The organism is Hyphomonas sp. CACIAM 19H1 (assembly GCF_003325995.1).
Classification (GTDB): Bacteria; Pseudomonadota; Alphaproteobacteria; order Caulobacterales; family Hyphomonadaceae; genus Hyphomonas; species Hyphomonas polymorpha.
The window spans coordinates 3,902,431-3,927,527 of record NZ_CP016437.1 but is presented as its reverse complement, the minus strand read 5'-3'; the positions used below and the strand labels follow the sequence as shown (position 1 = coordinate 3,927,527).

At 62.3% G+C, this 25,097-nt stretch carries 27 protein-coding genes; 18 read left to right on the top strand and 9 right to left on the bottom strand.

Going from position 1 to position 25,097, the window contains the following annotated elements; all coding sequences use genetic code 11:
- Window positions 1-3: 3 nt before the first annotated feature.
- Complete coding sequence (locus BBF93_RS18575; RefSeq protein ID WP_114106851.1) at window positions 4-759, top strand: creatininase family protein; 756 nt, start codon at window positions 4-6, stop codon at window positions 757-759.
- A 28-nt stretch (window positions 760-787) separates the two neighbouring features.
- Here BBF93_RS18575 and BBF93_RS18570 read toward each other — a convergent pair whose 3' ends face one another.
- Window positions 788-1,624 (bottom strand): hypothetical protein, encoded by an 837-nt coding sequence (locus BBF93_RS18570; RefSeq protein WP_114106850.1) that lies wholly within the window; start codon window positions 1,622-1,624, stop codon window positions 788-790.
- 233 nt (window positions 1,625-1,857) lie between these two features.
- Between BBF93_RS18570 and BBF93_RS18565 the strand changes: the two genes are divergently transcribed.
- Genes BBF93_RS18565 through BBF93_RS18550 form a run of 4 tightly spaced genes read left to right on the top strand, consistent with a single transcriptional unit; the run spans window position 1,858 to window position 6,294 of the window.
- Complete coding sequence (locus tag BBF93_RS18565) at window positions 1,858-2,589, top strand: ABC transporter ATP-binding protein (protein WP_114106849.1); 732 nt, start codon at window positions 1,858-1,860, stop codon at window positions 2,587-2,589.
- Window positions 2,586-3,344: an ABC transporter permease subunit gene (locus tag BBF93_RS18560; RefSeq protein ID WP_233349208.1), complete on the top strand. Its 759-nt coding sequence runs from the start codon at window positions 2,586-2,588 to the stop codon at window positions 3,342-3,344. Before BBF93_RS18565 ends, BBF93_RS18560 begins: the two co-directional genes overlap by 4 nt.
- A 2-nt stretch (window positions 3,345-3,346) precedes the next feature.
- The gene (locus BBF93_RS18555; protein ID WP_114106848.1) at window positions 3,347-5,242 is read left to right on the top strand and encodes a GldG family protein; all 1,896 of its coding nucleotides are present in this window, start codon (window positions 3,347-3,349) and stop codon (window positions 5,240-5,242) included.
- Window positions 5,239-6,294, top strand: coding sequence for a DUF4340 domain-containing protein (locus BBF93_RS18550; RefSeq protein ID WP_114106847.1), 1,056 nt, complete (start codon window positions 5,239-5,241; stop codon window positions 6,292-6,294). Before BBF93_RS18555 ends, BBF93_RS18550 begins: the two co-directional genes overlap by 4 nt.
- Here the strand turns inward: BBF93_RS18550 and BBF93_RS18545 are convergent, their stop codons facing one another.
- Window positions 6,295-6,945, bottom strand: a complete 651-nt coding sequence (locus BBF93_RS18545; RefSeq protein ID WP_051612483.1) for a DUF1223 domain-containing protein — start codon at window positions 6,943-6,945, stop codon at window positions 6,295-6,297.
- Window positions 6,946-7,049: 104 nt separating this feature from the next.
- On the bottom strand, window positions 7,050-9,815 hold the full coding sequence (gene acnA / locus BBF93_RS18540; RefSeq protein ID WP_114106846.1) for an aconitate hydratase AcnA: 2,766 nt from the start codon (window positions 9,813-9,815) through the stop codon (window positions 7,050-7,052).
- A gap of 171 nt (window positions 9,816-9,986) precedes the next feature.
- On the opposite strand from acnA, the gene ccmA reads away from it, so the two are divergent.
- The 5 genes from ccmA to BBF93_RS18515 are packed head-to-tail and all read left to right on the top strand — an operon-like array spanning window position 9,987 to window position 12,666.
- Complete coding sequence (gene ccmA, locus BBF93_RS18535; protein WP_114106845.1) at window positions 9,987-10,568, top strand: heme ABC exporter ATP-binding protein CcmA; 582 nt, start codon at window positions 9,987-9,989, stop codon at window positions 10,566-10,568.
- Window positions 10,565-11,230 carry a heme exporter protein CcmB gene (gene ccmB, locus BBF93_RS18530; RefSeq protein ID WP_114106844.1) on the top strand — a complete coding sequence of 222 codons (666 nt, stop codon included), beginning with the start codon at window positions 10,565-10,567 and terminating at the stop codon, window positions 11,228-11,230. Before ccmA ends, ccmB begins: the two co-directional genes overlap by 4 nt.
- Window positions 11,231-11,253: 23 nt before the next feature.
- Window positions 11,254-11,982, top strand: coding sequence for a heme ABC transporter permease CcmC (ccmC, locus tag BBF93_RS18525; RefSeq protein ID WP_114106843.1), 729 nt, complete (start codon window positions 11,254-11,256; stop codon window positions 11,980-11,982).
- A 4-nt stretch (window positions 11,983-11,986) separates the two neighbouring features.
- Window positions 11,987-12,145 carry a heme exporter protein CcmD gene (gene ccmD, locus BBF93_RS18520; RefSeq protein ID WP_114106842.1) on the top strand — a complete coding sequence of 53 codons (159 nt, stop codon included), beginning with the start codon at window positions 11,987-11,989 and terminating at the stop codon, window positions 12,143-12,145.
- Window positions 12,142-12,666 (top strand): redoxin family protein, encoded by a 525-nt coding sequence (locus tag BBF93_RS18515; RefSeq protein WP_114106841.1) that lies wholly within the window; start codon window positions 12,142-12,144, stop codon window positions 12,664-12,666. Before ccmD ends, BBF93_RS18515 begins: the two co-directional genes overlap by 4 nt.
- 22 nt (window positions 12,667-12,688) lie before the next feature.
- Here the strand turns inward: BBF93_RS18515 and BBF93_RS18510 are convergent, their stop codons facing one another.
- A complete protein-coding gene (locus BBF93_RS18510; RefSeq protein WP_035597446.1) occupies window positions 12,689-13,312 on the bottom strand; it encodes a MarR family winged helix-turn-helix transcriptional regulator in 624 nt (207 codons plus the stop codon).
- 148 nt (window positions 13,313-13,460) lie between these two features.
- Between BBF93_RS18510 and BBF93_RS18505 the strand changes: the two genes are divergently transcribed.
- Window positions 13,461-14,012: an NUDIX domain-containing protein gene (locus tag BBF93_RS18505; protein WP_051612481.1), complete on the top strand. Its 552-nt coding sequence runs from the start codon at window positions 13,461-13,463 to the stop codon at window positions 14,010-14,012.
- 42 nt (window positions 14,013-14,054) lie between these two features.
- Here BBF93_RS18505 and BBF93_RS18500 read toward each other — a convergent pair whose 3' ends face one another.
- Both BBF93_RS18500 and BBF93_RS18495 read right to left on the bottom strand, forming a co-directional pair.
- Window positions 14,055-14,801 (bottom strand): inner membrane-spanning protein YciB, encoded by a 747-nt coding sequence (locus BBF93_RS18500; protein WP_233349207.1) that lies wholly within the window; start codon window positions 14,799-14,801, stop codon window positions 14,055-14,057.
- A 70-nt stretch (window positions 14,802-14,871) separates the two neighbouring features.
- The gene (locus tag BBF93_RS18495) at window positions 14,872-15,732 is read right to left on the bottom strand and encodes a DMT family transporter (protein ID WP_114106840.1); all 861 of its coding nucleotides are present in this window, start codon (window positions 15,730-15,732) and stop codon (window positions 14,872-14,874) included.
- A 316-nt stretch (window positions 15,733-16,048) separates the two neighbouring features.
- Here BBF93_RS18495 and BBF93_RS18490 point away from each other — a divergent pair, with 316 nt between their 5' ends.
- The 5 genes from BBF93_RS18490 (at window position 16,049) to BBF93_RS19645 (ending at window position 21,088) form a co-directional block, all read left to right on the top strand.
- Window positions 16,049-16,909 (top strand): hypothetical protein, encoded by an 861-nt coding sequence (locus BBF93_RS18490; protein ID WP_114106839.1) that lies wholly within the window; start codon window positions 16,049-16,051, stop codon window positions 16,907-16,909.
- 165 nt (window positions 16,910-17,074) lie between these two features.
- Window positions 17,075-18,814 (top strand): amidohydrolase family protein, encoded by a 1,740-nt coding sequence (locus BBF93_RS18485; protein WP_114106838.1) that lies wholly within the window; start codon window positions 17,075-17,077, stop codon window positions 18,812-18,814.
- Window positions 18,815-18,972: 158 nt separating this feature from the next.
- Complete coding sequence (locus tag BBF93_RS18480) at window positions 18,973-19,950, top strand: IS1595 family transposase (RefSeq protein WP_114106837.1); 978 nt, start codon at window positions 18,973-18,975, stop codon at window positions 19,948-19,950.
- A complete protein-coding gene (locus tag BBF93_RS18475) occupies window positions 19,935-20,621 on the top strand; it encodes a DUF433 domain-containing protein (protein ID WP_114106836.1) in 687 nt (228 codons plus the stop codon). Before BBF93_RS18480 ends, BBF93_RS18475 begins: the two co-directional genes overlap by 16 nt.
- Complete coding sequence (locus tag BBF93_RS19645; RefSeq protein WP_255417564.1) at window positions 20,618-21,088, top strand: hypothetical protein; 471 nt, start codon at window positions 20,618-20,620, stop codon at window positions 21,086-21,088. The genes BBF93_RS18475 and BBF93_RS19645 overlap by 4 nt, the downstream gene beginning before the upstream one ends.
- A 155-nt stretch (window positions 21,089-21,243) precedes the next feature.
- On the opposite strand, the gene BBF93_RS18465 is transcribed toward BBF93_RS19645, so the two are convergent.
- Window positions 21,244-21,540: a WYL domain-containing protein gene (locus BBF93_RS18465; protein ID WP_114106834.1), complete on the bottom strand. Its 297-nt coding sequence runs from the start codon at window positions 21,538-21,540 to the stop codon at window positions 21,244-21,246.
- A gap of 380 nt (window positions 21,541-21,920) precedes the next feature.
- Here BBF93_RS18465 and BBF93_RS18460 point away from each other — a divergent pair, with 380 nt between their 5' ends.
- Window positions 21,921-22,328, top strand: a complete 408-nt coding sequence (locus BBF93_RS18460; protein ID WP_162786634.1) for a hypothetical protein — start codon at window positions 21,921-21,923, stop codon at window positions 22,326-22,328.
- Between the two features lie 11 nt (window positions 22,329-22,339).
- Window positions 22,340-22,555: a helix-turn-helix transcriptional regulator gene (locus tag BBF93_RS18455; protein WP_035597438.1), complete on the top strand. Its 216-nt coding sequence runs from the start codon at window positions 22,340-22,342 to the stop codon at window positions 22,553-22,555.
- A gap of 2 nt (window positions 22,556-22,557) precedes the next feature.
- On the opposite strand, the gene ftsY is transcribed toward BBF93_RS18455, so the two are convergent.
- Together ftsY and mtaB are read right to left on the bottom strand one after the other, a co-directional pair.
- Window positions 22,558-23,802, bottom strand: coding sequence for a signal recognition particle-docking protein FtsY (gene ftsY / locus BBF93_RS18450; protein WP_114106832.1), 1,245 nt, complete (start codon window positions 23,800-23,802; stop codon window positions 22,558-22,560).
- Window positions 23,799-25,088: a tRNA (N(6)-L-threonylcarbamoyladenosine(37)-C(2))-methylthiotransferase MtaB gene (gene mtaB / locus BBF93_RS18445; RefSeq protein ID WP_114106831.1), complete on the bottom strand. Its 1,290-nt coding sequence runs from the start codon at window positions 25,086-25,088 to the stop codon at window positions 23,799-23,801. Before mtaB ends, ftsY begins: the two co-directional genes overlap by 4 nt.
- Window positions 25,089-25,097 lie beyond the last annotated feature (9 nt).

Here is a 25,097-nt window from a genome sequence, read left to right as displayed (position 1 = left end):
CTCATGCGCCTTCCCGTTTCCACCTGGCCCGACATCGAAGCCTGGCTGAAGAAATCGAAAACCATCGTCATCCCCATCGGCTCGTTCGAGCAGCATGGGCCCAACGGCTTCATCGGAACCGATGCTCTGTGCCCGGAAATCATTGCCAACCATGCCGAGAGCCTGGCGCCGGACGACATCCTTGTGGGGCCGACCTTCAATGTCGGCTGCGCGCAGCATCACCTTGGCTTTACCGGCACGATCACCCTGCGCCCCTCCACCATGATCGCGGCGATGGTGGACTGGACCGACAGCCTGATGCGGCATGGCTTTGAGCGGATCTACTGGCTGAACGGGCATGGCGGCAACATTGCCACCATTGAGGCCGCCTTCTCCGAAATCCATGCCCGCCGCAGTTTTGACCCGCGCGGGGAGACGAACCGTCCGGGCCTCAGCCTGAAACGACGCGACTGGTGGGACTTCAAGGAAGTGATGGGCATCTGCAATGAGCTTTACCCGGTGGGCCATGGCAGCCACGCCACGCCGTCGGAAGTCTCCGTCACTTATTGGGGCTATCCGGAGCGGGAGCGCTCGAAAACAGCAATGAGCCCGAAGATTGCGCCCTCGGGCACGATTGGCGACGCCGTGCAGTATCGCCGGGATTTTCCCGATGGCCGCATCGGCTCAGACCCCAGCCAGTCGAGCGTGGAAGATGGCGGGAAGATCGTGGCCGTGGCAGCAAAGTGCGTGCTGGAAGAGGTCGCGCGGTTTTCGGCGTGAGCACTCAAGAACTGCAGTAGAATTAGGGTTAGCCCACCTGCTCGTTAAGTCGGTCTAACTTTATCAAGTCTTCCTCGGTGATGTTAGAGCGCCCCTTCAGCCTCGAATTCATGTCCAATTTGTATGCCGTGCGGAGGAAGCTGAACTCCGTTTCTGTGAGCTTATCTCTAAGCTCTTCGGTCAAAGCGCCCTTGTTTGTTCCCCCAGGGGCCACGACTAGCCTGCGATTGCCTCGCCCAGGACTTTCATTTCTTTCAGAAAGCTTTGCGTAAAACACCGCATCTGCAGCCTTCAAAATTTCAGAGAATCTGTCTTTGATCTGATCAAGTTGGGATGTTCGCTCAACAGAATTCGCTGTTTGGTTCGACCGACCCGTCGCGATTGACTCAAAGCGAGTAACGATAGGCTCAATCTCTGACTTAATTTGCTCCACGTTAGCATTCAGAGCATTCGATGCATTGGTTATCGAAGCGGCAGACGAATCCATTGTCGAGCTTGCAACACTAATGTTGTGAGCAATGTCTTTGCTAGTTTCTTCCATGTCCTGAAAAGAACTTACATATTTGTCGAGTTGGGCTAGGTGACCACGCAATCTAGCTAGCTCAGAAACTATGCTTACTCCGCCAAACCATACAAATACGATGAGGGGAACTCCAAGGCCAACCACGATCGATGGCCACAGCATAGTTTTCAAAAGTTCTACATCATTTTGCGCACGGTCTAAGAGACCCACAAAGATAAAAGCTACTAGAGCCACCCAAAGGATCGTGAAGAGTGAGCCGAGCGACGCCCCCAATGTCGTGATTGCGCCGTATTCTGCGGTGTTCCGCTTTTCCAAATAGGATCCGATTTTGTCTTTCTCCACTAGCTTGCCCCTGCGTGTCCACTCATCCCGAATGTATGTTTTTTATAGAAACGCGATCAACCGGAAATAGCTAGCGTGTTTCACAATGAATCATCAAACGGTGCTCTCAAGTAAATTGTGGATCAGTTTTCAATCCTATGGTTGACCTAAATCCCGCGTAATCTCTGAGCCTACGGCTTTGACCTTGGCGCGATGCCCGCTATCACGGGGGCACGCTGAAGCGCGGGACATTCATGCTGGACGTCAGATCGCTCGAAAAAGCCTATGGGGCCAAGCAGGCCGTGCGCGGCATATCCTTTGCCGTGGAGAAAGGCACCGTGCTGGGCTTTCTGGGGCCGAACGGCGCGGGCAAATCCACCACGATGCGGATGATTGCCGGCGTGCTGGAGCCGGATGTGGGCGATGTGCTGATCGACGGGAAGTCCATCATTTCCGAGCGCCGCGCCGCGCAGGCCGCCCTCGGCTACCTGCCCGAAGGCGCGCCGCTTTATAATGACATGACGCCGCCGGAGTTTCTCGCTTTCCTCGCCACCGCGCGGCAGATTCCGAAAGCGAGCCGCAAGGACGCCATCGAGCGCACGATTGCCGATGCGCGGATTTCCGGCGTGCTGGGCCAGCGGATCGGCGCGCTCTCCAAAGGCTATCGCCGCCGGGTGGGCCTTGCCGGGGCAATCCTGCATGACCCGCCCGTGCTGGTGCTGGACGAGCCGACCGATGGCCTCGACCCCAACCAGAAACGCGCCGTGCGCGCGCTGATTGCCCGGATGGCGCCCACAAAGGCCATCATCATCTCCACCCACACACTGACCGAAGTGCCCGCGATGTGTCACCGCGCGGTGCTGGTCAGCCGGGGGCGGATCGTGGCCGATGACACGCCCGCAGGCCTGGCAAAGCGCAGCGATGACGGCACGCTGGAGAGCGCCTTTGCCCGCCTGACCGATCAGGTGGAGGAGGAAACGCTGTGATCAGCGCCGTCCGCCAACAGATGAGCGGGTTTACCGCAACATATCGCCGTGAGCTGAATGCGTATTTCGCAACGCCCATGGCCTATGTGTTCCTGGCCGTGTTCCTGCTGGCGCTTGGCCTCTTTACGTGGGAAGCCGCGCGCTTCTTCGATTCCGGGGTGGCCGATCTTCAGCCCTTCTTTGCCTGGCACCCCTGGCTCTACATGATTTTCCTGCCCGCCCTTGCCATGCGCCTCTGGGCCGATGAGCGCGCGGCGGGGACGGATGAACTGCTTCTCTCCCTGCCGCTTGGCCTGCCGGGGTTGGTGCTGGGAAAACTCTGCGCGGCCTGGACGGTGGCGGGCACGGGCCTCTTGCTCACCCTGCCGATGTGGCTCTCGGTGAACTATCTCGGCAATCCGGACAATGCCGCCATCGCGCTCACCTATTTCGTCAGTCTCCTGATGGCGGGGGCGTATCTTTCCATCGGCGCGGCGGTCTCTGCGCTGACAGGCAGCCAGGTAACCGCGTTCGTGATTTCCGTGGTCGTCGCTTTCATCTTTACGGCGGCGGGCTGGCCGCTGGTGCTCTCAACCGTGCAGACGCTATTCGGCACCGGCTTTGCCGATCTCATCGCGCGCTTTTCCTTCATCACCCAGTTTGAAAGCGCCCAGCGCGGCGTGCTGGAACTGCGCGTGGTGGCCTATTTCCTGGGCTTTACTGCCACCTTTGCCTTCCTTAACGGCCTCTGGGCGTCGCGCCGGAGGCTTGGCTAGGTATGCAGGCGCGGCGCTATATTCTGGTCATGACGCTGCTGGCAGGCGTGATCCTGCTGGCGGGGAACATTGCCGCGCAGAAGCTGCTGGCCGGCGCGCGCCTCGATTTTACCGAAGGCAAGCTCTACACGCTGTCGGATGCCACGCGGGTGACGCTGCGCGATCTGGCCGAGCCGGTGGAGCTTACTTACGTCTATTCCCGCCGCGTGGGGCAGGATTATCCGGCGATCCAGGCCCATGCGGCCCGTGTACGCGAGCTGCTGGCAACCTACGCCGCCGAATCGGGCGGCAATGTCCGCGTGCGGGAGATTGACCCCAAACCCTTCTCCGAGGCCGAGGATGAAGCCCTCGCCGCCGGCATCAGCGCCATTCCTGCCGCGGGGAGCGATCCGCTCTATTTCGGCATCATAGGCCGCAACACGATCGACGACCTGCGCCTCATCCCTTTCCTCGCGCCCGAGCGCGAGACGACGCTGGAATATGACCTTACCCGGATGATTGCCCGGCTGGACAATCCCACGCCGCCGAAAGTCGGCATCCTCAGCTCGCTGCCTGGCATGCGCGCGCTGAACGCTGAAAGCGGCTATGTGGTGTTACAGGATATCGGGCGCAGCTTCACGGTGGAGCAGATCCCGGAGGATTTCCACTCCCTGCTGGAGATGGACGTGCTGCTGGTGGCCCATCCGGGGCCGCTGACGGTCCGGCAGGAATGGCTGATCGACCAGTTCGTGCTGCGCAACGGGCGCGCCATTTTCGTGGTGGATCCCGCCGCCAAGACGGCGCTTTCCGGAGCCATGTTTTCGGCGACAGACTCCCTCGCCCGCTCCGGCCTCGGGCGGCTGGGGGCGGCCTGGGGCGTGGAACTGGCGCCGCAAGCGGTGGCCGATGCGGCCAATGCGCTGACCGTACCGGTGGACTCCTTCGGCGGGCGTATCGAGGAGATGGCCCACCCCCTGTTCGTGGGCGTGCCAGCTGAAACGATGAGCCGGGAAGATCCGATCACGGCAGACCTGATGCGCGTGATCAATTTCGGCGCCCCCGGCGCGTTGATCGTGAATGACTTGCCGGCAGGCGAGACCTTCGCGCCGCTGATCACTACGGGGCCCAGCCCTTCCTATATCGATCCCGCCCGCGCGGCGCGCGATATGGGCCCGAACGAAGTGTTGCAGAGCTATATGACCGAGCCCGCGCCGCTGGTGATTGCCGCGCGCCTTTCGGGAAACCTCTCCACTGCCTTTCCCGATGGCCCGCCGCCGATGGATCAGCCTGCTGACCCGGCCGAGGCGGAAGCCGCCCGCGCCGAGGCGGCAAACCTGCCGCCCCACATCGCAGCCAGCCAGACGCCGGCCGAGATGGTGCTGATCGCCGACGCGGATTTCCTGGCAGATGATTTCTATGTTGTGCCGGGCAGTGGCATGGTGGTGGCGGACAATGGCGCCCTGCTGCTCAATGCGCTCGACGCGCTGGCCGGCCGGGGCGAGCTTTCCCGGCTTCGGTCCCGCGCGGCGAGCCTGCGGCCGATGGACCGTATAGATACGATGCGGGACACTGCCGAAGCGCAGTATTTCCGCCAGCAGTCTGCCCTGGAATCGCGCCTCTCCACGGCGCAGGCACGCCTGGCGGAGCTTCAGTCCGCTGCCTCCGGAGACGGCTTCTTTGCGGGCGATCCGGAAGCGGAGCTGACCGAGGACGAACGCCGCGAGCTGGCCACCCTGCGCGAGGATATCCTCTCCATCCGGGCAAGCCTGCGCGATATTGAACGGGATTATCGCCGCGACATCGACCAGCTGGAATCAACGCTCAAGGCCATCAATATCTGGGGCGGGCCGCTGCTGGTAACGCTGGCCGGCATTCTCGTCTGGCGCCGGCAGACCAAGCGGCGGAGGGGCAAGGCATGACCGCCGGGCGCAGCCAGCAACGCACCTTCCGCGTCAGGATCATGGCCGCTCTGGCGGGCGGGCTGGCTGTGGCGGCAATCGCCAGCCAGTTTATCGGCAGCGCCCCTGCGCCCCGCAGCGATCTGCAGGGCCAGCCTGTTCTGCCCGGCTTTGCCCAGGTGCGCGCAGACGCAAGAGAGATTCGCGTGACCCTGGCGGATGAAAGCTACACCCTGTTTGCCACGCCGGGCGGCTGGCGCCTGTCGGGTACGGACGGATACCCCATCCGCGCCGACCGGCTGAACGAGCTGGCAGGCGGGCTGGAGACGCTGGTATGGGACGCGCCGCGCACGCGCGATCCGGCCAAGATGAACGCCATCGGCCTGGGTGATCCGCGCGATGGCGGGAATGGCGCGCTGGTGGAAGTGATCGGCCCGGATGGGGAGGTTGAGGCCTCCCTGCTGACCGGGCGCAAGGACGAGCATATCTATGTGCGCCGCCCCGGCGAGATGCAGGCCTATCGCGTGACCGGCACCCTGCCCCCGCTCTACTCTGCGCAGGCCTGGCTGGATCTCGACATCATCGACCTGAACGGCGATGCCGTCGCCGCCGTGCGCCTGACCGACGCGACGGGCGCCTCGCTTTATCTTCAGCGCACGATCGGATCGAGCGACCGGGCGTTCGTTCCGGCGCCGCCCTATCAGGATTATCAGCTGGTCAATCGCCTGGTGACGACCGGCCCCGCCCTGGCGCTGACACGGCTGCAGCCGGTGGGCGTGCGTCCGGCAGGCGCCCTGCGGACGCGGCCCGTGGGCACGCATGTTACCCAGACGCATGACGGGCTGGAGGTGGAAGTGCGCCCCTACCGGGAAGCGGATGGTTTCTTCGTCACCCTGCGCGCCATAGAAGCAGGCGAAGGAGCCCATCGCGCGGCCGCCATCAATGAGCGCGCCAGGGGCTGGGCTTTCCAGATTTCTCAGATCGACTGGATGGACTTTGCGCCCGCCATTGCGTCCATCGCGCAACCGCCCGGCGGGGAAGCGCCGGACGAGGCGGCACCCGAAGAAGAATGATCAGCGCACGTCCATGACGGCGAGAACAGGGCCGAAACCGGCCTCCTGAACGATCAGCATACAGCCGGATTCGCAGGCTGGCAGCTCGATATCCGCGCGCCCGCCGAGCCAGGGCCCGATCTGCCGGACGGATGTGACCGGGTTGGGCATCTTGGTCTCGTTGTCCTCATCCTTGAGGTAGGCGACCCACCAGAGATCAGTGAGGCTGGTGGTTTCACCCTTCAGGGACACCTTACCGGTCTTGCGAACGATACGGATGCCGGATTCGGGCTGGGCGAGCGCCTCTTCCAGCGCCGCGTCGACCTTGCTGGACTTGTTGCCCGGCGCCTGTTTCACGCCGTTGAACACCGCCTGAGGCGTATAGGGCCCGCGCAGCGAAAAGCGTTCGACATAGCCGCGCTGACGGTCTTTCGATTCCGGCAGCGCCATCTTTTCCTTGCTGCCGAGATAATCCCAGTAGTCGACCGGCCAGGTCAGCACGCCAACATCGTCGCGCTGAGCTTCCAGCTCGTCCATCGCCTTGTAGGCCGCCGGGCAGGAGCGGCAGTTCTTGGAGGCAAAAAGCTCCACCAGAACCGGGCCCTCGGCATAAGCCAGCGGCGCTGCAAAGGCAGCGGCAAGGGAAGAAAACAGGATAGCCAGTCGCTTCATCACAACTCGCTTATATGCTCTGGGGCAAAATGCCGACAGTCACAGCCGCGTGAGAGGCTGCAAAAACCCCGCCACAGGCGATCTGTGGCGGGATTTTCAAAGTCTTACGAGGCGCGGGCAAGGTTGCGCAGCACATAGTGCAGCACGCCGCCATGCTTGACGTAATCGACCTCGATCTCGGTATCGATCCGGCATTTGATCTGGATCGTCTTCACCGTGCCGTCGGCATAGGTGATCTGGCAGGGCACCATGGAAAGCGGGCGGATGTCGTTGCCGAGGCCTTCGATGTCGAAGACTTCGGTGCCCTTGAGGCCGAGCGACTTGCGGTTGTCGCCGCCGGTGAACTCGAACGGGATGACGCCCATGCCGACGAGGTTGGAGCGGTGGATCCGCTCGAAGCTCTCGGCGATCACGGCTTTGACGCCAAGCAGGTTTGTGCCCTTGGCCGCCCAGTCACGGCTGGAGCCGGCGCCGTATTCGATGCCGCCGATGACGACCAGCGGAACGCCCCGGTCGATCCAGGCCATGGCCGCATCATAGATTGAAGTCTGCTCGCCATCCGGGCCGAGAGTGTAGCCACCCTCAACGCCGTCGAGCATCTCGTTCTTGATACGGATGTTGGCAAAGGTGCCGCGCATCATGATTTCATGGTTGCCGCGGCGCGAGCCGTAGGAGTTGAAATCCTTCACCGGAACCTGACGCTCGGTGAGGTATTTGCCTGCCGGGCTGTTGGCCTTGAACGAACCGGCCGGAGAGATGTGGTCGGTGGTGATCATGTCGCCCAGAAGCGCCAGCACGCGGGCACCCTTGATCGGGTTGATGTCGCCCTTCTCTGGCGACATGCCGCGGAAGTAAGGCGGGTTCTGGATATAGGTCGAGCTGACCGGCCAGTCATAGGTTTCCGCGTCGGTGGTTTTGACGCCCTGCCATTTCGTGTCGCCTTTGAACACGTCAGCATATTTGGAGATGAACATCTCGCGGGTGACGACAGCATGGACCATGTCGGCGATCTCTTTGGTCGTCGGCCAGATGTCCTTGAGATAGACCGGCTGGCCGTCTTTCGACGTACCGATCGGATCCCTGGTGATGTCGATGTTCATGTCACCGGCGATGGCATAGGCGACGACCAAGGGCGGGGAGGCGAGATAGTTGGCGCGCACGTCGGGGCTGATGCGGCCCTCGAAGTTGCGGTTACCCGACAGCACCGAAACCGCCACGAGATCGTTCTCGTTGATCGATTTGGAGATTTCCGGGGCCAGCGGGCCGGAGTTGCCGATACAGGTGGTGCAGCCATAGCCGACCAGGTTGAACCCGATGGCGTCGAGATCTTCCTGCAGGCCAGCGGCGTTGAGGTATTCGGAAACGACCTGCGATCCGGGCGCCAGCGAGGTTTTCACCCAGGGCTTGCGGGTAAGACCCAGCGCGCGGGCCTTCCGGGCGACGAGGCCAGCGCCGATCAGCACATAGGGGTTCGACGTGTTGGTGCAGGAGGTGATCGAGGCGATGACCACAGAGCCGTCGCGCAGCTTGTAGTCCTGCCCTTCGACGGCGCCTTCATTGGCGCCGGGCGCGTCGCCGGGGATGGTTTTCGGGGCAGGCGCGCCGCCTTCTTCCGTCATGTCCGACTTCTGCTGCTGCGGGGCGACGGCAGGCTTGCGGATGCCTTCGATATATTCGCCGAAGACCTTGGCAGCCGCGTCGAGCGCGACGTGATCCTGCGGGCGCTTCGGGCCGGAAATGGCCGGCACGACATCGCCGAGATCGAGGTGCAGCGTCGAGGTGTAGACCGGTGCATAATCGGCGCCGCGCCAGAAGCCGTTCTGTTTGGCGTAAGCTTCCACGAGGGCGATACGGTCTTCCTCGCGGCCGGTCTGGCGGAGATAGCGGATCGTTTCGTCATCAATCGGGAAGAAGCCACAGGTGGCGCCATATTCCGGGGCCATGTTGGCGATGGTGGCGCGGTCAGCGAGCGGCATGTTGTCGAGGCCGGCGCCGTAGAATTCGACGAACTTGTTCACAACGCCGTGCTTGCGGAGCATCTGCACCACTTTCAGCACGAGGTCGGTCGCCGTGACGCCTTCTTTCAGCGCGCCGGTGATCTTGAAGCCGACGACTTCCGGGATCAGCATCGAAACCGGCTGGCCGAGCATGGCCGCCTCAGCTTCGATCCCGCCGACGCCCCAGCCGAGAACGGCGAGGCCGTTGACCATCGTGGTGTGGCTGTCGGTGCCCACCAGCGTATCGGGATAGGCGAGGATGGAGCCGTCGGTGTCGGTATCGGTCCACACTGTCTGGGCGAGGTATTCGAGGTTCACCTGGTGGCAGATGCCGGTGCCGGGCGGAACAACGCGGAAATTGTTGAACGCCTTCTGACCCCATTTGAGGAAGGTGTAGCGCTCCATGTTGCGCTCATATTCCAGATCGACGTTGGCCTGGAAGGCGCGCGGGGTGCCGAACTCGTCGATCATCACCGAGTGGTCGATCACGAGATCGACCGGAACCAGCGGGTTGATCTTGTTGGCGCTGCCGCCGAGGCCCATGATGCCGTCGCGCATCGCGGCAAGGTCGACCACAGCCGGAACGCCGGTGAAGTCCTGCATCAGCACGCGGGCCGGGCGATAGGCGATCTCGCGGGGGTTCTGGCCGCCCTTGTCGGCCCATTCGCCGAAGGCGCGGATGTCGTCTTCAACAACCGTCAGGCCGTCTTCAAATCGCAGCATGTTCTCCAAGAGAACCTTCAGCGAGGCGGGCAGGCGCGAAACATCGCCCAGGCCTGCATTCTTCGCCGCCGCTTCCAGCGAGTAGTAAGTGTACGTCTTGCCAGCTGCTGTGAGCGTGCTTTTCGATTTAAAGCTGTCCTTTGACGGCATGTCCGACCCTTGCCTCCTGGTAAAGGGCCTCACGGCTGGAGGCCCGCTTTCGTCGCTGCGGCCCTCATATAGGCCCTGCCCTTCCGGCGCAATTGGGACAAAGGGTCAATGCGTTAATAGCGGCGCAAGGCCCCGTTTTCAGGCGGAGGCGAACAGGCTAAGTCTGCGCCGGTGACAAGCCCGACCGCGCCCCTGATTCAAGCCAGCGGCCTCGCTATCCTGCGGGGGGAGCGGGCGCTGTTCCGCGGCGTTGGCCTGACCCTATCCCCCGGCGAGGCCATCGTGCTGCGCGGCGCCAACGGGGCGGGCAAAACTACACTGCTGCGGATGCTCGCGGGGCTGACCCGGCCCGAAGCGGGGGATATTGCGCGGGCCGCGCCCCATCACTGGATCGGCCATAAGGAAGGCATCAAGCCGCAGGAAACGCCGCGCCAGCACCTCGCGCTGTGGGCGCAGGCCTGGGGATTGAGCGCGGACATCCCTGAAATCCTTGAGAAAATGGCGCTGACACGGGCCGCCGATGTGCCGGGACGCTATCTCTCCGCGGGACAGCGCCGGCGGACGGCGTTTGGCCGCCTTCTGCTGGAAGACCGGCCCATCTGGCTGCTGGATGAGCCTTACACCGCGCTCGACGCGGCCGGCAGAGCGATGCTCGACGCGGTCATTTCCGGACATTTACGGACAAAAGGGGCCCTCATTGCGTCCATGCACGACACCGCCGGCTTTCCGGTGACAGCCGAGGTAACGCTTTGAGCGCCGCCCCCATCCTTGCCGCTTTCCGGCAGGCGTTCGCCGAAGCCTGGGCCGGGGGCGCGGGCGCGCTGCTGCCGCTCGGCTTTCTGGGCGGGGCAGCCGTGCTGGTGCCGCTGGGTATCGGAAGTGATACTGAGACCCTCAAGGCGGTTGGCCCCGGCATTATCTGGGTAGCCCTTGCCCTGGCGAGCCTGGTGACGCTGGAGCGGATCTTCCAGGCCGATGCCGAAGACGGCACGCTGGACCTCTGGCTGCAGACCGGGGCGCCGATGGCGGCGATTGCAGCGGCCAAGACGCTGGCTCACTGGCTGGCGGCGGGATTGCCGCTGGCGCTGGCCTCTCCTCTGCTGGCGTTGATGTTTCAGGCCCAGGCGAGCATGGATCTGTTGGTCCACCTTGGCTTTTACACCCTTGGCGGACTTGCCTTTTTCTTCTGGGGCGGGGTGGGCGCGGCGCTTTCAGCCACGGTGCGCCGGGGCGGGCTGCTGATCTCGATCATTGCCCTGCCCCTCTATGTGCCGACGGCCATCTTCGGGGCGCTCGCCATGACCGGGGGCATCGGATCGGACGGCGCGCCGATGCTGCTGGCAGCCTCCACCCTCTTTGCCTGCGCCATTGCGCCCTATGCCATGGCAGCCGCCCTGCGCTTGGCGGCGGACTGAGGGGAGGCTATTGCGTTAGTCCCATGTGGTCTGCCTTCGCCAACCCGCACAAGTTTCTGAAATTCTCCGCCGTGGCGGCGCCCCTCTTCTATGGCGCGGGCGCGCTCTGCATCCTGTGGGGCCTGTGGCAGGGCCTGTGGATCGTGCCGAAAGACGAATATCAGGGCGGCGACATCATGCGGGTGATGTTCATCCATGTGCCCGCCGCCTGGCTGTCGATGGCGAGCTATTCGGGCCTCGCGGTGGCAAGCTTCGTCTGGTTCATCTGGCGCCATGAGCTGGCCGACATTGCCGCCAAGGCGATGGCTCCGCTGGGCGCGGTGTGGACGGCGCTGTGCCTGGCCACCGGCTCGGTCTGGGGCAAACCGACCTGGGGAACCTGGTGGCAATGGGACGACGCACGGATGATGTCCGTTCTGTTCCTGCTGTTCCTGTTTCTGGGATACATGGCCCTGCGCGCCTCGATGGATTCGCGCCAGAAGGCAGCCCGCGCCGGGGCAATCCTGGCCATGGTGGGCGCCATCAATGTGCCGCTGATCAAATTCTCCGTGGACCTCTTCACCTCGCTGCATCAGCCCGCCAGCGTGATTACCGCAGAGGGGCCGAAGATGGCGGCGGTGTATCTCACCCCGCTTCTGGTATCCGGCCTGGGCCATGCCCTGCTGTTTGGCGGGCTGGTGATGACGCATATGCGGACGGAGATCCGTCAGCGGCGGATTGCGCGGCTCACCGCCAGCGCATTGGAGGGCTGAACAGATGCCGGAATTTGACAAGAACGCCGCTTATATCTGGGCCTGCTATCTGATCGGCGCGCTGATGATTGGCGCAGCCTGCCTTCAGGCCTGGCTGGCGGCGCGGGCGGCCAGGAAACGCCTCGACGCCCTGGTGGCCAATGACGAGGATCTGCGGGCATGAACCGCTGGCTCTACACCCTGCCGGTGGCGGCTCTGGTGGTGGTGGCCGGGTTTGGCGGCTGGCAGATGATGCGGCCCTCCAAGGGTGAGTTCGAGCGGATTTCACGGGCCGCGCCCGAACATGTCTTTCCGCTGATGAATGAAAGTGGCGAGATTTCCTTTGCCCCTCCCCCCGGCGGGCAGCCGGTGGTGGTGAACCTGTTTGCCAGCTGGTGCGCCCCCTGCGAGGCCGAGCACAAGTACCTTGTGGCGCTGGGCGAGAAGCATCCCGGCCAGGTTTACGGCGTTCTCTACAAGGACAAGGTGGCTGACGGGGCGAAATTCCTGGAGCGGCTGGGCAATCCCTACACCCAGGTGGCGCTGGACCCGGAGGGACGCGGCGGACTGGATTTCGGCCTGACGGGCGTTCCGGAGACGTTCGTGATCTCTGCCGAGGGCGAGATCATCCTGCATATCGGCGGGCCGCTGGACGAAGCGCTGACCCAAAAAGTAAGCGGGGCGCTTGGGGCGCCCCGCTCATGACCTTCTGACGAAGGAAGAAGGCTTACTTCTTCTTCGCAGCAGCTTTCTTGGCAACCGGGGCCTTCTTCACGGCGACCGGAGCTTTTTTCACTTCAGCCTTGGCAGCCTTTTTCTTGGCAGGCGCTTTCTTGGCTTTCGGCGCAGCGGCTTTGACAGCTTTCGGGGCTTTGGCAGCCTTCGGAGCTTTCGGTGCCTTCGGCGCGACCGGAGCAGCTTCTTTCTTCTCGGCGTCGTCGACGAGGCCGGTCAGACCTTGCAGCAGGGCGTCCTGCTTGGCTTTGGCCAGGGTGGAGAAGAGTGCGTCGTCAGCTTTGGTGACAGCCGGGAGAGCCTTGTCATAGGCCTTCTTGCCTTTTGCCGTCAGGCTGACGGATTTGGCGCGGGCGTCGGTTTTGGAATCGGCGCGCTTGATGAGGCCAGCAGTTTCCATACGGGCAACCATGTCGGCGAGGGTGGAGCGGTCGATGCCGGTGGCATTGACAAGATCAGACTGGCTGACACCTTCATTGCCCGACAGGGCAGCGAGGACAGAAAACTGACGCAGCGTGACGCCTGCCGATTTCAGAGCAGCTGCCGAATGGTTGGCGGCGATCTGCTGGGCACGGTGCAGGAGGTGGCTGGGCGAAGCGTTGAGATTGAAGCTCATGACTGGGTTCCTTGATTGGTTAGTGTATTGTTAGGTGTCCGGGGAGGACGGGACTGGGAAAGGGGCCGATCCGTGTTCCGGGGCGTTAACAAGAGCCCCGTAGGCGGATCAAACACATTCTCCATATAGGCGACAGGATAAAGATTGGATGACTGATCAATTGCCAACTCCTTTCCAGAACACAGATTTTCGCCTTGATGTGCCAGATGGGGACGATCGAGAGCGGAGAATCTGCAATCGCTGTAATTTTATTGATTACGTGAATCCTAAGATTGTAGCCGGATCGGTCGTAATCAAGGACGACCTTATCCTCATCTGTAGGCGTGCAATCGAACCCCGCAAGGGCTTCTGGACCCTTCCGGCCGGATTCATGGAAGAAGGAGAGAGCGTGGAAGACGCCGCGCGGCGCGAAGCCCGCGAGGAGGCGATGGCCGAAATCGAGCTTGAAGGCATTCTCGGCGTCTATTCCGTGCCCCGCATTTCGCAGGTTCAGATCATGTTCCGCGCGAAACTATTGTCAGACATCGCGCCAGGACCGGAAAGCGAAGAGGTGAAACTCGTCCGATGGTCCGAGATCCCCTGGTCGCAGATGGCCTTTCCGACCGCTGTATGGGCTCTGACGCATTTTGCCCAGACCCGGCATATGAAGATATTCCCGCCATTTGGTAACCCGCCGGGTACGGATAAGGTGACGCGGTAGACTGCGGCAGCCTGTCTCAGGCGGGTTCACTGCTGCAAAGCGTCAGGCCGTTTCGGGGGGCGCTTCGTCGGTGCGCAGGTGCTTCAGCGTGTAAGGCGTATTCAGTGCGCCGAAGAGGAAGACGATCACCATGTTGCCGAGCTTCCAGTTTGCCCAGACATCTTCGGCATTCTTCGCGCCGAATGTCAGGCCAAGGAATTCATAGGTCCCAGCAGGCGCCACCGGAATACCGGCGAGCACAAGCGGACTTTCAAAACCGGGCGCATAGGTGCGCCAGAGATATTCATTCCAGAAGGCCATGGCGATGAAGAAGAGGCCCCAGCGAATGGCCAGCGTGCGCCAGGCGAAATCCGGAAGATCGAATACTTTTGAAAAGAGCGTCTTCCAGAGGTTCTTCCCGAACAGCAGCGGAATGAAGATCATGCCGGCCATGAAGATCTGCTGGATTGTCGGCTTCACATAGATGAAGGCCTTCTCCTGAAGCAGGATGCCGATGAGACCAAAGCCGCCGACAATGGCGGAGGAAAACACCATCATCTGCGAAACGGGTTTGCGCTCGATGATCTGCTTGCCGAGGAAACCAAGCATCAGGACGATCAGCACACCGGTGGCCCAGTAGATGGCTGTATCCTTGTTGATCAGCCCGCCGAGCAGCTCCACGCGGCGAAACACATTGTATGTGAGGATGAAGCCGATCACGGGGATGAAATCGCCCCAGATCTGATTTGCCTTGCCGGCAGCGGTGCCGATGCCATTGGCGGGCGAAGGGGGCGGGGTCATCTCGGTCATGGCATTCCTTACGCGCGGGAGCAGCTTCCGGTTCAGCTCGCTACCGTCTTCTCATGAATGAAAGGTTCCGTCAGCCTGCCGCCTGCATCAGCACAAGCCCGGCAGCGAGCGTTACCGCAGCAACGATGCGCCGTTTGCCGAAACCCTCCTTCAGCAGCCAGGCGCCAAACGCGGCGGCGAAGACCACGGATGTTTCGCGCAGCGCCGTCACCATGGCGGCGTCTGTCAGCGTGTAGGCATAGATCGCCATGCCATAGGAGAGCGAGCCCGCTATGCCGCCGATGGCGCCCGCGCGCGCCTCCTTGCGCAAGCAGGCGACCACCCTGCCCTTCCGCTGCCAGAGGAGGACCAGCGTGACGCCGATCCAGTCGAGCAGGAACAGCCAGACAACAAAAGTCAGCGGCGTTTCCATGGCGCGGGCGGCGCGCGTATCGGCCACCGCATAAAGACCTACCCCGATCGCGGTCATCAGCGCCCAGAAGAGCGCGGCCCGGTCAAGACGGCGTGCCGCCTCGGTCAGGCCCGTCGGCAGGGCAAAGACAAGGATCGAGAGCGAAGCCACCATCAGGCCCGCAATCTGGATGGGCGAGAGGCTTTCGCGCAGCCAGATGGCGGCAAGCACGGCGGTGGCCAGAGGCCCAAGCCCGCGCATCACCGGAAAGACGAGCGAGAGCGCGCCCCGGTGCAGTGCCCGGATGGCCGAGAATTGGTAGAACCAGTGCACGACGACTGACACGGCGATCAGCGGCCAGGTTTCCGGCGGCGGCAGCGGCGCAAAGGGCAGGAGCGGCAGGACGCTGAGCCCCATGACGATGGCAACGATGGCCCGCGCGGTCAGCACGTCGCCGCCGCGCTTCACCATGACATTGGTGATCGCGACCGTCAGCGCAGAGAGAAGACAGAGAACAACCGGGAGGAGCGAAGCAGACATGCGCGCCCCGATTAGGCGGGTTTGCTGACCGAGGGAAGCCGTGCCGCAGGGACGCGCGAGGCGTTCTTTTGCGGGCCGCCCCGGGCTTTCCTCCTTTGGCGGAGGAACCCGTTCGATTGTGCAGCAAGCGCTCCCAAACAAGCAGAGCGGGAACCTAACGGAGAGCGGAGCGTTACCCTTCGACGATACGTGGCGGGCGTGGGTCATTCACAGGAGGAAACACCCATCATGGGCAAGGGCATTTTACTCTGGTTTCTCGGGGTTCCGATCCCGCTGATCCTTCTCATTCTTCTCATCTTCTAAGGAGGCGCTCATCATGACTGATGCACCTATTCACGCGCCTGCGGGCGCGTCCCCTTCGCGCTGGGAAGGCCCGGCGATCAGCTGGTCCGCCGTCTTTGCCGGCGCCTTTGCCGCGCTTGGGCTGACGATTGTTCTCGTTGTCCTCGGCTCTGCCTTTGGCTTTGGCGCCATGTCGCCCTTTGCCGATGATGGGCTGTCGCTGACGACAATCGGCGTGGTCACCATCATCTGGCTGATCTTCATCCAGATCTTCGCTTCGATTGCCGGGGGTTATCTCGCCGGCCGTGTGCGCCGCCGCTGGGCCATCCACCGGGATGAGGTTTTCTTTCGGGACAGTGTACACGGCTTTCTCACCTGGGCCGTGGCAAGCGCGTTCATGTTTGCCGTTGCAGGCGTTGCCGCTGCTGGCGGATCAGCCGCAGCCGCTGCCGTGACCACAGCGGCCGTTGCCTCCGAGGAGGACGCCCTCGCGCCCCCGAATGTCATCACCGACCGGCTTTACCGCATTCCAGGCGGCAATCCGATCACGCTGGACGGGGCCCGCGAGCAGGCTGGCCGTCTGGTGATCCGCGCGATTGCAGACGAAGAGGCCGTGACCGCTGAAGACCGCGCCTGGCTTACTGCCGACGTGATCGAGTGGACCGGCATGAGCGACAGCGAGGCTGAAGCCCGCGTGCAGCTGGCTTTCACCGAAATCGCCGAAGCCCGTGAAGCCGCCAAGGACGAGGCCGACGCGGCGCGCGCGGCGAGTGCAACATTGGCCATTGCCACCGCGCTGGCGATGATGATCGGCGCCTTTGTGGCCGCGGGCGCAGCCGTGTTCGGTGGCCGCGAGCGGGACGGTCTGGAAGACCGGCTGATCAGCGCGCCCTGAGACCGCGCAAATAAGGCACATCCAGAGCGGAGCGGCTTCAGGGCTGCTCCGCACTTTCTTTTTCCCGCGCCTGTTTTGACAGAGGGGGTCGCGGCGTCAGGGTTTGACACCCCCTGTCCTTGAGGCATCCTGAATGAAGATAAAGGCCACCGGAGGACTACGCACATGGCAACCCACGATCTGATCATTCGCGGCGGCACCATCATTGATGGCAGTGGCGGGGCAACCTTCGAGGGCGATGTGGCCGTTTCCGGCGGTGTTATCACGCAGGTGGGCAAGGTCAGCGGCAAGGGCATCGAAGAGATTGATGCGAAAGGCCAGATCGTCACCCCGGGCTTTGTGGACCTGCACACCCATTATGATGGCCAGGTGACGTGGGGCGAGGCGATCAGCCCATCTTCCCTGCACGGGGTTACCACCGTTGTGATGGGCAATTGCGGCGTGGGCTTTGCGCCCTGCAAGAGCGAGGATCATGACCGGCTGATCCGCCTGATGGAAGGCGTGGAAGACATCCCCTTCCCCGTTCTGGCACAGGGCCTTCCCTGGACCTGGGAAAGCTTTCCGGACTATCTAGAATTCCTCTCCACCCGCCGCTTCGACACAGACGTGTGCGCGCAGCTGCCCCATGCTGCGCTGCGCGTATTCGTGATGGGCGACCGGGGCGCAAACCGGGAAGATGCGACCCCGGACGATATTGCCGCCATGGCAAAGCTCGCCAAGGAGGCCGTAATGGCCGGCGCGATGGGCTTTTCCACCTCGCGCACGCTGAACCACCGCACCTCCGACGGCCAGCCGACCCCGACGCTGACTGCCTCTGAAGCCGAACTCACCGGCATCGGCATGGGCCTGGCCGAGGCAGGCCGCGGCGTGCTGCAGTTCGTCTCAGACTTTGACGACCCGCAGAAGGAAGCAGCCATGCTGCGCCGGATCGTGGAAAAGACGGGACGGCCGCTCTCTGTCTCGCTGGCGCAATCGGATGTAGCACCCAATGGCTGGCGCCACCTGCTCGGCGCGATTGAGGCGGCGGCCGCAGACGGCGTGCCGATCCGCGCGCAGGTGGCGCCGCGCCCGGTGGGCGTGCTGCTGGGGCTGGAGCTGACGCTGAACCCGTTCAGCGCTCACCCGACCTATCGGGAGATTGCCGATCTTCCGCTGGCAGCGCGTCTGGCCCGTCTGCGCGACCCGGAATTCCGCGCGCGCCTTCTGGCCGATGCGCCGCAGACGGACAATCCGTTCCTGAAATCCATGGTCCGCAATTTCGGCAAGATCTTCCAGCTCACCGATCCGGTAAACTATGAGCCGGGCCCGGAAAGCACGCTGGCCGCGATGGCCGAGGCGCGGGGTGTTTTGCCCGAAGCCGTGGCGCTGGACCTGATGCTTGAGCGTGACGGCAGCGGCGTGCTCTATCTGCCTTTCCTCAACTACGCCCAGGGCAGCCTCGATCCGATCCTGGAGATGATGCAGAGCCCGGCCACCCTGCCCGGCCTCTCCGATGGCGGCGCGCATGTCGGCATGATCTGTGACGGCTCGTTCACCTCCACCATGCTGACCCATTGGGTGCGTGACCGGACGAAGGGTCAGAAACTCAGTGTCGAGAGCATCGTACATCGCCAGGCACGAAAGACCGCCGAATGGATCGGCCTCTGGGACCGGGGCCTGATTGCGCCGGGATACCGCGCGGACCTCAATGTGATTGATCTAGCCAACATGAAGCTGCACCTGCCCAACGTGGTGCGCGACCTGCCGGCGGGCGGGCGCCGCCTGATGCAGCGCGCTTCGGGCTATACCGCGACCATCCTTCAGGGCGAGATCACCCACCGCGACGGCGACCCGACCGGCAAGCTGCCCGGCCGCCTCATGCGCGGCGCGCGGGCCGCGCCGGCGAGCGCCATGGCGGCAGAATAGGCCTCCTCGTCCTTTCAGCATTTTGCATGTCCCGGCCGGCCTCGCCGCGCCGGGATTTGTTATGCGCGGAGCTCAAAAAATGTCTGTAAAGGGTCCTGGGCATTATGTATTTGACAAACCACACGGCCTGACCTATCTAGAAGGGACAGGAGCAAACCATGTCCATTCTTTCCAAGCCCTACTTCCACGACGAGGCCGCTGCTTTCGAGCACGTCGAATCCGTGCTGTGGCCAGAAGGTCCGGTTTGCCCGTTCTGCGGCGGCGTCAATTCTGCCTCCAAACTGGTGGGCGTTCGCTCCAAGCCCAGCAAGGCGAACCCGGAAGGTGTGGAGCGTTTCGGCCTTTACAAGTGCAAGCACAAAGAGTGCCGCAAGCAATTCACCGTCCGTAAGGGTACGATCTTCGAGGAAAGCCACCTGCCGCTGCATAAGTGGCTGCAGGCGATCTACCTCATGTGCGCCAGCAAGAAGGGCTTCTCCGCCCACCAGATGCACCGTGTGCTGGAAGTCCAGTATAAAACGGCCTGGTTCCTCTGCCACCGTATCCGCCTTGCCATGGCTGACGGCTCCCTGAACCCGTTCGGCGGCAACGGTGGCGACGTTGAAGTAGATGAGACGTTCATCGGCAAAGACCCGGACGCGCCCAAGGGCAAGCGCATGGCGCCTTGGCAAGAGCGCAACAAGGTTCTCACCCTCATTGACCGCCAGACCCGCCAAGCCCGCAGCGTTGTCATTGATGACCTGAAATCTTCCACCATCGGCCCGATTGTTCAGGCGAACGTCGCCTATGAAACCCGCATCCTGACGGATGAGGCCCCGCGCCTTCGCCCTGTCGGTAGCAAGTTCGCGGTTCACAAGCGCGTCAATCACGCCGCTGAGGAGTGGGTGAGCAAGGAAGACCGCACGATCCACACTAACACGGTGGAAGGCTATTTCAGCGTCTTCAAGCGCGGCATGAAAGGCACCTACCAGCACTGCTCCAAGAAGCACCTTCACCGGTATCTGGCCGAGTTTGATTTTCGCTATAATAACCGCTCTGCGAACGGTATTGAGGATTCCCAGCGGCTAGAGATTGCGCTACACAACGTAACCGGAAAACGCTTGACCTATCGGGACTCATCATGGGCGCGAAGCTGAAGGTCGTTGAAGACCCACTATTTGCGGGTTTCTATTCTCTACCGGACGCGGCGCGCCTTCTTGGACAGCAGAATACCCAAAAGATTCGGGGGTGGCTGAGCGGTTGGAATAATGGGCAGCCCATACTGCTGCGCGATTTTGAAGATCCACAAACCGTCAGTTTTCTCGACCTCATAGAATTGAGGTTTGTGGACTTCTTTCGGTCTCAAGGCGTCCCGCTGCAAACTCTGCGAAAGGCTGCTGAAAGGGCGAGAAAGGATTGGGACACAACCCACCCATTCGCGCTCTCTGACGTCAAGTACATGACGGACAGGCGGAAGGTGTTCGCTCAAGCTGCAGAGGCCCAGAAAGACAAGGTGACTTGGGACATGGCAACCGGGCAGACGGAAATGTGGGCGGCAATTGAAAGTGTAGTTGCTCAGGGCGTTGTGTTTGATCCGAGAACGGCGCTGGCAAAGAAATGGACGCCTCGCGCTGGCTTCTCGAACGTAATTGTTGATCCACGAATAGCATTTGGAAAGCCAATCGTTGAATCGACAATGGTTCCAACGAAAACCTTGTATCGTCAGTGGAAGGCAGATCAAAGCTACGAAAGTGTAGCAGAGTGGTTCAAAGTGGATGTCGCCGCCGTTAAGTCGGCCGTGATGTTTGAGATTGCGATGGCGGCTTGAGGATACGGGCAGACGAGCACGTATCACCAGTTATCGTGGACATGGTCCGCGCTCTTGCATTGAGTCCGGGCTGGGAACTGAGTTCAATCCACGACAAAGACGTAAACGGGGCAGGCCAATCAGACGTTCACTGGATTACAGCGTTCTCAAAATCCGGCGGTGTCGCGATACTTTCTGCGGATACAGATTTCCAGAAGCAGCCGCCACAGGTGACGGCAATCTTCAACACGGGCCTCAAGGTGATCCATCTTCCTGCGCGATGGTGTAGCGCGCCTCGGCATCTGCAAGCTGCGCACATTTTGATGTGGTGGAAACGAATAGAGCGCCAAGTCGAGGCGATGAAAGAGCGCGAGTGTTATCGCCCTCAGTGGAACGTAAACGAGGAAGGCGAGCTGACGAAGATCAGCTTGGATTTTGCAAATGCCCAGCGAAAGCTCAAAAAAGCAGCCCGTCGATCAGGCGAATAAGTTCATTGAGGCCGCCAAAGAGGCAGGCGCCGATATGTCCGAAGCGGACTTCAAGCGCTCTCTCAAAAAAGTGGCGCAGTCAAAGACGGCTCACGCCTCTGACTGCGCCGTACACAATGCCCCAGCTCTAGAGCCGGGCCCGTGCGATTGCGGCGCTACAGCTCCGCGATAATTCCACCCTTCATGGCCTTGTCGCCCTTCTTGTAGTCAGGGCGCGGGCCGCCAAAAGAACCGCCGTTATCATTGGCGCCCTCCAAGCGATCAAGGCGGAACAGCTTCCAGTGCGCATGCTCGCCAGAGGCGCTTGCGCCCTCTGTCTGGTATGCGCGCACGAGGATGTTGCCATCCTTGCTGTAGCCAATTGCGTGAGGTTCAATGACCCGCACGCCGGGCGGATAGTTGATGGTAAGCCGTGTGCGACTGGCGATAGCTTCAGTGATGGTCGTCAACATGACGCACCTCCTTTAAAGGCGCGAGGCGGTTGACAACAAAGGCTAGTCGCCCGATTCTGTACTCCCTACTCAGAACCTGTTTCTGCTTCCGCCCCGCAAAGGTTTCGCAGAGGCCGGTCTGAACCGCCCGCCCACCCTTGCCGGGGTGAGGCGGGCTTTTCATTCCAGCCGTCACCGCAATTGTGAATGAACGTGCCACGTAACGTCAATGTGGAATTCAGAAGCACAAAAACCCATTATTACAAGGCATTATGACTCGCCCCGGGGCCAGTCTGCGAATCACAGACGAATCGGGTTTGTCAAATACATAATGCCCAGGGTCCTTTACAAGACAAGTTTCCTTGTCATATAGACAAGGAAACTTGACATGGAGCTTTCCCGTGACCCAATCCAAAGGCTTTCGTACCGCCAATAAGCGCTACATGCGGATCTTCGTCCCGATGATGGCGCTCTATTGTGTGGCCATCTCCGTTGCCCTCACCTTCATCGACCTCGACACAGCCTCCACCGGCGTGCGCATGGGCGCAGCGGTGGCAATCGCCCTTCCGCTGATCGCCATTCTGATGGCCATCCTGCGGCTCGTCCGGGAGACGGACGAGTACACACGGATGCGGCAATTGCAGGCCCTGTCGGAAGGCGGCGTAATGCTGACCGGGGCCATCTTTATTCTGGGCTTCCTTGAGCGGTTCAACGTGATCCCCGACATTCCCCTCTTCCTGTTTGGACCGGGCTTTTTCTTCTTCTATGGCCTTGCGCATCTCCGCCAATCTCTTGGCAAGACGGTCTGAGGGGCCGGGCCATGGAAAACAATATCCGTGCCCTGAGGGCTGAACGCGGCTGGAGCCAGCAGCAACTGGCTGACCTGCTGGACGTATCCCGCCAATCGGTCAACGCCATCGAGACCGGCAAGTATGACCCTTCCCTGCCACTGGCCTTCGCCATTGCCCGCTTGTTCGAGCGGCATATCGAAGAGATATTTGACGATGGCCGGAGCGTGGCAAAGGCCGCCGAGTAAACCTAGGGCGCCTTGATGCCCACCAGCGCCTTTGCAAAGGCCTCCGCGCTGAACGGGCGGAGGTCTTCTGCTTTTTCGCCGATGCCGATGAAATGGATCGGCAGATCATACGCTTCGGCGATGGCGACCAGCACGCCGCCCTTGGCGGTGCCGTCGAGCTTGGTCATCACGAGACCGGTGACGCCGGCCGTATGCCGGAAGGCCTCGACCTGGGAGAGCGCGTTCTGGCCGACCGTGGCATCAAGTACCAGGATCACATCATGCGGGGCATCGGGATCAATTTTCCTCACGACACGGACGACCTTGGCAAGCTCCGACATCAGCTCCGCCTTGTTCTGGAGGCGGCCTGCCGTATCCACCAGCACAAGATCGAGATCCTGCGCCTTGGCCCGCTCCACGGCTTCATAGACGAGGCCGGCGGCATCCGCGCCGGTATCCTTGGCAAGCACCGGAATATCGGCGCGCGCGCCCCAAACTTTTAGTTGTTCCACGGCGGCCGCGCGGAAGGTGTCGCCCGCCACCAGCAGCGCCTTGGCGCCCTGATCCTTCAGCTTTGACGCAATCTTGCCGATGGTGGTCGTCTTGCCTGAGCCATTGACGCCGACGAAGAGCACGATGCGCGGGCGGGGGCCATCTGAAAAGTCGACCACTTTTTCGCGCGGTTTCAGAATCTCTTCGATCTCTTCAGCTAGGGCGAGTCGGATCTCGTCGCCGGAGATTTCCTTGTCGAACCTGCCCTTGGCGAGCCCTTTGGTGACGCGGGCGGCGACCCTGGTGCCCATATCGGAAGTGATGAGAAGGTCCTGCAGCTCCTCCAGCGTATCCTCATCCAGCTTGCGGCGGCCGAGGGCGGCAATGCCCTCGCTGAGCTTGGCTGTGGAGCGGGCCAGGCCTTCGCCCAGACGCCCGAAGAGGCCCGGATCATTGGCTTCCGCCTCCGCAGCAAGGCGCGCAGCCTCGGCAGCTTCCGCGCGAAGGCGTTCATGCTCGCGGCGTTCTTCGAGAAGTTTGAGTTCGGCGGCGGCCTTGGCGCGGACGGCTTCATCCTCCGCCTCCTGAGCTTCCCGGCGCTGGCGTTCTTCCCAGGCGCGGTTGGCCTCGGCGACCTTGCGCTCGATCTCTTCCTTCTCGCGCGCGGCCGCTTCCTGCGCGGTGATTTCCTCCGCCGTCAGCTCCGGCGCCTTCATCGCTTCGCCGGCGGCCTTGGCCTCTTCGAGTTTCTTTTTCTTGCCGAACCAGAGGATCATGAGAGGGGTGTTCCAAATAGCTGTTTATCGTCATGGCCGGTTATCTGTACACGGAGAACGCGCCCTGCCGTGTCGCTCCCTGCCCCATCCGGCCAGATGAGTTTTACCTGGGTGAAGTCTGAAAGGCGGGCCATGCTGCCGCGCTCGACAAGAGCTTCGCGCACCTGGTCTGCATGGCGGGCGAAGTGGCGCCGCAGCGCTGCCTCTCCGGCCTCACGCAGGCGGGCGGCGCGTTCCTTGATCAGCGGCTTGGCGAGTTGGGGCATCCTTGCCGCCGGCGTTCCGGGGCGCGGGCTGTAAGGGAAAGCATGCAGGAACGAGAGGCCGCATTCTTCGACAAGACGGAGGGAGTTTTCAAAATGCGCTTCGGTTTCCGTCGGGAATCCGGCGATGATGTCCGCCCCCAGAGCAATATCTGGCCGTAAGGTCCGCAGACGTTCTGTAAGCTGAATGGCGTCTTCGCGGCTGTGGCGGCGCTTCATCCGCTTCAGGATGAGATTGTCGCCATGCTGGAGCGAAAGGTGAAGATAGGGCGCAAGGCGCGGATCTGTCATCGCCTCAAGCAGGGCTTCGTCCATCTCGATGGCGTCGATGGAGGATATGCGCAGCTGGCGGAGGTCTGGCACGAGCTTCAGGAGGCGCTGAACCAGATTGCCGAGCTGCGGCGTGCCCGGAAGGTCTGCGCCCCAGCTGGTGAGGTCCACGCCGGTCAGCACCACTTCATGATGCCCGCTGGCGACGAGGGCGCGCACCTGGGCCACCACCTCCCCTGCCGGAACCGAGCGGGAGTTTCCGCGGCCATAGGGGATGATGCAGAAGGTGCAGCGATGGTCGCAGCCATTCTGGACCTGCACATAGGCGCGCGCGCGGCCTTCCATGCCGTCGATCAGATGGGCGGCGGTTTCGCGCACGCTCATGATGTCGTTCACCCGGACCTTTTCTTCCCCGCCGAGCAGGTCTGCCGGCTTCCAGGTTTCGGCTTTCATCTTGTCATGATTGCCGATGACGCGGGTGACTTCCGGCATGGCGGCGAAGGCGCCGGGGTCTGTCTGGGCGGCGCAGCCGGTGACCAGGATCGGCGCGCCGGGGTTCTCGCGGGCGGCCCGGCGGATGGCCTGGCGGGCGCCGCGCACGGCTTCGGAGGTGACCGCGCAGGTGTTGACGATCACCGCATCACCGAGACCCGCCTCCTGCGCATGGCGGCGCATCACCTCGGACTCGTAGGTGTTGAGGCGGCATCCGAGCGTGATGACGGTCGGGCCGGAAGGTGGGGCGGTGTCAGCCATGAGCCCGTC